The sequence below is a fragment of the Parasutterella muris genome (assembly GCF_943193095.1).
GTDB lineage: Bacteria > Pseudomonadota > Gammaproteobacteria > Burkholderiales > Burkholderiaceae_F > Parasutterella > Parasutterella muris.
Window position 1 is genome coordinate 1 of sequence record NZ_CALPCV010000048.1, and the last position, 7,125, is coordinate 7,125.

Here is a 7,125-nt window from a genome sequence, read left to right on the forward strand (position 1 = left end):
TTTACAGAACTGAAAATTCTTGTCAACTGAAACAGGAAAATTCAATGTAAAAATTTGTTTCTGCATCTCGAACAGCGTCGCGCTGCTCAATGAAGCGTGCATTCTACACATATTTTTGAGTTCGTCAAATCAAGACTCGATTTGAGGTAGAAACTTTTATTACTCCGTCTTTTCAGATGAGCGCTATTGATTCTTTTCCGCTGACAGTTTTTTGATTGCGTTCTTATCCGGCCACACCAGGATCAGCATGTTGGTGATAATCGCCGCGGCACCAAACAGTTCATAACCGTTAAAGGTTGTATGAAGAATTAAAAAAGAAAAGAGCACCGCCGAAAACGGCTCGAATGAGCCCAGAATTGCTGAAATAGAGGGAATAACATACATCGTGCTTCTGAGATAGCACCAAAATGCTGCCACAGTTCCGAACGCGATAATGAACAGATAACAGCCGACGGACGCCCATGTCCAGTCGACGTCCATGCTAAATGGATCGGTAAAGAAACAAGCGATCGTCCCGCCCACAACCATGCCCCAGCCCACGACCAGCGAGACACCGATACGCTCTATCACGGCTTTTGGCTGGACGGTACAGAATGCTCCAAACGCTGCAGAGACAATTCCCCAAAAAGCGCCGGCAGATGCAATATCCAAAGAGTCAAAATTTCCCTTGGTTACGAGAAGCGCAACACCGGATACGGCCAATACGAGACAAAAAAGTTCCTTGGCAGACGGCAGTCTATGTTTCGCTGCGGCCATGTAAAACATAATCATTAGCGGCCCGAACCCAACCATAATCGCAGCTGTACCTGCATTACTTGCATGAATCGCGATAAAAAACGTGTATTGGATTAAAAGGACACCCACTCCGTAAATGAGGATGTCTCGGATATTTCTTTTATCCTTAAAAGGCAGAAATAAACTCCTAGGTCCTTCTGACACTGCAGAGATGAGAAGAAGAAGTATGCCGGCACCGATTAAGCGAAGTGCTGTCAGATCATCAGCTTCAAAACGACAGTTCTCAAACAAATATTGAGCAGCAACACCCATAGTGCCCCAGCAGCATCCTGCAAAAGTCGCTAAGAAAATTCCTTTCCATATACCAAACATGATGTCTCCGCTGTTAATCGCGTTCTTTCGCAGGAAAACTTGCTCTTTGCATCTTCATCGTTCAACGCCGAGAGAGCTTCGCTTGAAACAAGTCAATAGATTTCGCAATGGGATTTTACTCAAGGAAAAGGTGCTTATCCAAGAAAGAACACTAATAACACGCTCACTAGAAGATAATTGAGCCAGAATTTTTTTTGTGGTCTTTTTTACATTTTTGAAGCTCAATCGTCATCTCGTTTATCGGAACTGTTCAATACCAACAATTTTATTGCATTTAAAAATGAATCAAAGGTCAAATAGCAACCAAACAGCCTTAAAAGGCTCTCTTTTTATTTGCACTAGAACCCAGAACCTTTAAGTTGAAGGTCTTAATCAAGTTGTGGTCTTTTTCTCATATTTAAAAGCATCCTTCCTATACCTGCTCTTTGTTTAGAATAAAAAAAATACGAAAGGCACTGCTATGAACGAAATTCCAAACGATTCTATTAATTCGTCTTACTCGGAGACACTGGCTCCTAAATCCACGGAGATTGAACAGGCTATCTTAGGAGCGCTTCTCTCCAATCCGGAATCGTTCTATTTGATGGAACCGACCCTTACTCCGGAAGATTTCTACAGTCATGCAAACCGACTCATTTATGGCGAAATGGTTTCAATGATCAACAGCGGACAGCAGACAGATCTGCTGACAGTCTTCGATCGGCTTAGAGCGGACGGAAAAGAAAAGGAGTCCGGCGGCCTTCCCTACTTGAACAACTTAATTGAATCTAGCTCAAGTTCCGTTAATCTCAGTCAATACGCTGCAATTCTGAGAGACAAGTCTTTAAAACGTTTATTGCTGCAGACAATTGCGCGTTTAGAAGCCGAAATCGGGCAGCGAAAGACTGCCTCCGCGGTTCAGTTAATCGATACCGTGCAGGCAGAGATTTTAAAAATTAATCCCGACGAAGAAGGAAAAAGCGGCTTTACATCAGCAAACCAAATGCTCGACAAGCTCACAGAATCAATGCTTGATGCAGTGAACGCTCCAGATAAAATTCAAGGAGCTGAAAGCGGAATAGAAGAGTTTGATCTTCTGACTAACGGGTTTAAGCCCGGTCAGCTCATTGTGCTGGCAGCAAGGCCTTCAGTCGGCAAAACTGCGTTTGCGCTTCAGGTAGCCAGATACACAGCAACAGTAAGAAGTCTTCCGGTCGCTATTTTTTCTATTGAAATGGGCAAAGAAGAAATAATTAAGCGACTGGTAAGTGCTCAAAGCCGAATCGATATTTCGGCAATTGAATCTGGTCAGCTATCCGCTCCTCAATGGAGAACTTATTACGAAACAATGGAAGTGCTGAAGAAAGCAGCTTTGTTTGTTGACGATTCAGGCCTTATTAACTTGTACCGTCTGAAGTCAAAAGCAAGGCAATTAAAGGCTCGTTTAGGCAAACTGGGTCTAATTGTGGTTGACTACCTTCAGCTAATTGATGATGAAGGCGATACAGAATCCCAGGAAAATCGCGCGATGAAGCTAGGGGCTCTTTCTCGAGGTTTGAAACTATTGGCAAAAGAATTGTCCTGTCCGATACTTTTGCTCTCTCAGCTCAATCGCAATGTAGAAAACAGGCCCAGCAGAAAACCTATGCTGTCTGATTTGAGAGAGTCCGGTGCAATTGAGCAGGACGCGGATATGGTAATTTTCTTATATTCACTAGCTAAATACGGATTAGAGCCTGGAGACAGCCGTACTGTTTATATCGAATTAGCTAAAAACAGAAACGGTGCTGTAGGACAAACTTCGGTTATTTTTGATGGAGAGCATCAGAGATTTGAAGAAATTAACGCTTGGAAGTAAATCTGAAAAAGCAGGTCCCGGCCTGCATACTAAATAGTATGCTGTAGGAGGGCTCTAGCCGGGACCTGGGAAAAATTACAAAGCCGAAAGATAGCATAAATACGGTATCTAGTAAATAACCTTAGTCAATTATTAGGCTTTAGCTCTGAAATCAGCAATCTTTCTTTTTTCTTTTTATTAATTAATTTTTTCTTTTTAAGGCTCTTTTTTTATGTTAAAAAACAAAAAGTTATAATCCTTTTTATGTGAAAAAGACCACATAATATGCAGAAAAGACCACAAAAGCCGCATTTATTTCTGTAGAAAAGACCAAATAAGATGAGTAAAAGACCACAAGATGTTTCGTTTAAATGTGAAAAAGACCACAATATTATGTAAAAGGGACCACATATCTATGTGAAAAAGACCACACTTGATGAAGAAAACACAACAAAAGATAGGCTAATTGTGAGAAAATCGGGAAATACATAGTGATTAGGCGGTCTTTAGATATGACAAAGTACACTGCGCAAGGAGAGTTCGATCTTGAGACTCAGCCGGCACCCGAAAAAAATGTTAAAAAGACCACAGCTCTGTCCAAAGATTGGAACAGTAATGCCGTGGTCGTTAAGTCCAATGATTTGCTGACGGCAAAGACAAATCTTTCCTTGAATGAACTCAGAATTATTCTCGTCGCTATCAGTAAGATTGATTCGGTTACTGATCAGGTGAGAAGCGATGCTGTTTATTGGGTATCGGCAAAAGAACTTAGGGAAATCGGAAGCGAACGATCCAAGGCATACAAATACCTTCAAAATGCTGTTAACACGCTCTACAACCGAAGCGTTATCCGTACTTTCGGTTCAAATGGCAAGGAGCGTGATGAGTTCCGCTGGATCTCAAAAGTCTCTTACCGAAGCGGCATGATTGGCTTAACGTTCTCACAGGAAGTTCTTCCTTTCCTTACGAAGATTCGTTCGAATTTCATTCGGTATCCGATTAAGCAGATTTCTGAACTAAAGAGTGTCTCAACACTCCGATTCTTTGAGCTCTGCGTGCGCTGGCGCGGCCAGGTAAAGAAGATGTCTATTGAGGAGCTCAAAGAAATCCTTAATATTCCTCAGAAGAAGCTCAATGGCGACGTTGCCAGAATTGTTCGCGAATGCACTGCTAAGATCAATGAAGCTAAGAAAATCGATTTCTATGTTGAGAGCGAGTTTATCCGCACTGGTCGTCGGTTCACAGATATCATTTTCTCAGTTAAGAGTCGAAGAAAAGACGCTGTTCCGAGTACGTTATCCGTCCCGCAGGAAGAGTGGGAAGGCATGGTCAAGGATCTGACCGGATACAGTGACGAAGATTGGCGCGGACTGATTTTGAGTGAACAGCAGAGAAGCTATTTTGCGAAGAAACTTGCCAATTATCAGGACGGCGGCGTAGGTACTCGATTTGCAAGAGACTATCTCAGTCGATGCGGTTCCGCTGCTGATTCCAACGACTCTTGGATCAGATGGATTCAAACGAAGCTTGCAGATCCCGCATTCGTGTATGAAGTTAGAGTTTTTCTGAACGATGTCGGATTTAAACCTTCTTCAGCAAAGCATAAGTAATATGAGAAAAAGACCACAATTTTGTGGTCTTTTTCTCATGTATCCAAGACAATCTTACGTTCAGCTGTGGTCTTTTTCACATTTTATTTCTGCAGCTCTGAAATAGACTGAAGAATGATCTTGTCTGCAGGGACTGAGACAACCTTGTGGTCTTTTTCGCATAATACGCAGACCTCATTTGGATTCTTCGCAATCAGTCTGGGCAGAAGATGACCGTTTATGAGATGGCCGGATTCAGATAAAAAAGAAACAGCGATGTTTACCGGTGCGGCAGATGGGACTCTTCTGATGCCGTTAGGAATCTCTTTCTTTTTCAATCGGTCTTCGTAAGACTTAACTTTCTGTTTCTTTTCGTGGCTCTCTTTTGACGCATTCAGGCTGTTAAGCAGACGCTGCGCAGCAGGACGACTGATACATCCGTTTTCATCTTGGCAGGACGCAAGCAAACGCTCTGCATTTGCGCTTTTTTCGAAGATCGAGTTAACAATTTGCGCTGTTTGCGGGTCGTTTATGAACGAGTCGTTAATAAACTGTTTCACGAGAGGATGAGCTGAAGCGAGCGAAGCGATTCGAGAAATATAGGTTCTGTCTTTCCCTAAACGCTTTGCGATTTCTGTCTGATTATGTCCGAGCTGAACTAAGTCACTAATGCTGCTGACCAGATCGCAAAGTTTCATATTTTCGCGCTGGATATTCTCAGTGAGCTGACCAAAAATGCGGTCGGCCTCATTTTTAGGAGCCTCAACAACAATAGCTTCTATTTCTGACAGTCCGGCCTGCTTGGCGGCCAACCAGCGGCGTTCGCCCTGGAGGATGACGTAGTTCCCGTTTTCGGACTTGGCGACTGAAATTGGCAGCAGCTGACCGCTCTTCATAGATTCTGCCAGTTCGCCAATATTTTCCATGACAGTACGGACCTGCGGCTTCGCATCAATTTGGTCCAGAGGAATGGTTTTTAATGTTTTGCCGTTGACTTTATTTGGTTCAACGGAGCTACTGAAATCGGTCAGACTTTTAATATTCTTCGGATTGAACGATTGTGTTTTCGGCTTGTTAATTTTAAAAGTCTTCATATAATTACGATGCTTTGATTCGGTTTAAAAGTTCTTTAAAGAGGTGTTCAAGCTCTTCAAAAGAGCGTTTCCCGTTTCTGATTTCTGAGACTGGTATCCCCATTGTTGTCGCTGCGTCAATTGGGGCTCGATGGTGCAGTTTGGAGTCAAAAACGACACAGTCGGTTTCATTCTTTAGGAACTCCAAAGTTGCTTTTGCGGACGCAGAGTCGTCATATTCATTTACGACAACTCCAAGGAATTTCAAATTCGGATTGTAGTTTTCATGAACGGCATGAATTGTTTTCACCATACCGGACACGCCGCCAATCGCATAGCCGGATAACTTGATCGGGCATACGACGTAATCGGCCATAATCAGGCCGCCAAGGAGTTTTCTACCAAGTGACGGAGGACAATCGACGATGATGTAGTCGTACTCTTCCTTGAGCGCTTTGATATGAATCGCCGGATTTTTAACCACTGAAAAATCACGGCTTTCAATATCGTAACCTTCATTTGAATTTTGCTCGGAACCGATCAAGTCGATTTTATAAGGTGTATCTTGAATAGATAGTTCTTCCAGATTTGGCTCGAACAGCGCAGCTGAGGAAGTGCCCTCATAAGGCTGGCCCTGTGTCAAGGATTCGGTGGTATTACCCTGTGAGTCGATATCTACAACGAGAACTTTTTTCTTTTCCTTAGTGGCAAAGTAAAAAGCCGCTTGAACGGTGAGCGTTGACTTACCGACACCACCCTTTTGGTTGGCAAATGCTATTACAGTCCCCATTGAGATTCCTTTGATGTTTCAAGTTAGTCTAATTTTAGCGGTCTTTCTAATTGATGTGAACAAGTTCACACATCAGAAATACTAAGAAGCCAGGTTCTATGTGAACATGTTCACACGAAGGTAAAAGATCAAAATCTGTGGTTTTTTTTACATTTTTACTAGAGAAAATGGTTCAAAAGTCTTGTTTGAGAAATCATGTTCTCAGCACTCGTAGAGAAAAATATGTGAAAAAGACCACAAATAATTTTGGAAGGAACAATGTTTTATTCATAGTCGAGTTATTTTGATAGCATTAAAAAGTTAAGTAACATGCGTTCTATCCTTTGTATGTGAAAAAGACCACAGTATGGTCGATAAAAAAGTGAACATGTTCACAGTTAGGGATTATTCTTTCCTAGTACAAAGAGAACAATTCCGTTTCTAAAAGCTTTAAAGTACGAAACATATGTCGACAGAATTTGCTTACCGATAGTTTCTCATAATAAAAAACAGTTATAGCGGAAGGACAGCGTAAATATTATGTGCATTTGACCACAAAATTATTGTCGGTAGAAGCCAAAGATTCTTTTGAGTCGATTCAAAGTGCTTAAGCGCAGCAAGAAAGGAGCGGTTGTACTCTCAAATATGTACTTTTGACCACAAAATTTCGAGTGGAAGTTAGCCGTTGTCTATCGTGAACATGTTCACGGCCGCCGGAGAATGGGTTTTATAAACGAATATATTATTCCCCCTCATTACAGACAAAATAAA

Annotated in this window: 5 protein-coding genes; 2 read left to right on the forward strand and 3 right to left on the reverse strand. The window is 42.1% G+C overall.

Features of this window, described 5'->3' with window-relative positions:
• Positions 1–183: 183 nt before the first annotated feature.
• Positions 184–1,107, reverse strand: a complete 924-nt coding sequence (locus tag NFR90_RS11255) for a DMT family transporter (protein ID WP_251453096.1) — start codon at positions 1,105–1,107, stop codon at positions 184–186.
• A gap of 460 nt (positions 1,108–1,567) precedes the next feature.
• On the opposite strand from NFR90_RS11255, the gene dnaB reads away from it, so the two are divergent.
• Together dnaB and NFR90_RS11265 are read left to right on the forward strand one after the other, a co-directional pair.
• On the forward strand, positions 1,568–2,944 hold the full coding sequence (dnaB, locus tag NFR90_RS11260; protein ID WP_251453098.1) for a replicative DNA helicase: 1,377 nt from the start codon (positions 1,568–1,570) through the stop codon (positions 2,942–2,944).
• Positions 2,945–3,435: 491 nt separating this feature from the next.
• Positions 3,436–4,533 (forward strand): replication initiation protein, encoded by a 1,098-nt coding sequence (locus NFR90_RS11265; protein ID WP_160336338.1) that lies wholly within the window; start codon positions 3,436–3,438, stop codon positions 4,531–4,533.
• 83 nt (positions 4,534–4,616) lie between these two features.
• On the opposite strand, the gene NFR90_RS11270 is transcribed toward NFR90_RS11265, so the two are convergent.
• Together NFR90_RS11270 and NFR90_RS11275 are read right to left on the reverse strand one after the other, a co-directional pair.
• The gene (locus tag NFR90_RS11270) at positions 4,617–5,606 is read right to left on the reverse strand and encodes a ParB/RepB/Spo0J family partition protein (RefSeq protein ID WP_251453099.1); all 990 of its coding nucleotides are present in this window, start codon (positions 5,604–5,606) and stop codon (positions 4,617–4,619) included.
• Between the two features lie 4 nt (positions 5,607–5,610).
• The gene (locus NFR90_RS11275) at positions 5,611–6,375 is read right to left on the reverse strand and encodes a ParA family protein (protein ID WP_251453100.1); all 765 of its coding nucleotides are present in this window, start codon (positions 6,373–6,375) and stop codon (positions 5,611–5,613) included.
• Positions 6,376–7,125: the final 750 nt, after the last annotated feature.

Excerpts from the sequence above, each read along its gene's own strand:
- NFR90_RS11255 (WP_251453096.1), bottom strand. The coding sequence starts at position 1,107 with ATGTTTGGTATATGGAAAGGAATTTTCTTAGCGACTTTTGCAGGATGC.
- dnaB (WP_251453098.1), top strand. The coding sequence starts at position 1,568 with ATGAACGAAATTCCAAACGATTCTATTAATTCGTCTTACTCGGAGACA.
- NFR90_RS11265 (WP_160336338.1), top strand. The coding sequence starts at position 3,436 with ATGACAAAGTACACTGCGCAAGGAGAGTTCGATCTTGAGACTCAGCCG.
- NFR90_RS11270 (WP_251453099.1), bottom strand. The coding sequence starts at position 5,606 with ATGAAGACTTTTAAAATTAACAAGCCGAAAACACAATCGTTCAATCCG.
- NFR90_RS11275 (WP_251453100.1), bottom strand. The coding sequence starts at position 6,375 with ATGGGGACTGTAATAGCATTTGCCAACCAAAAGGGTGGTGTCGGTAAG.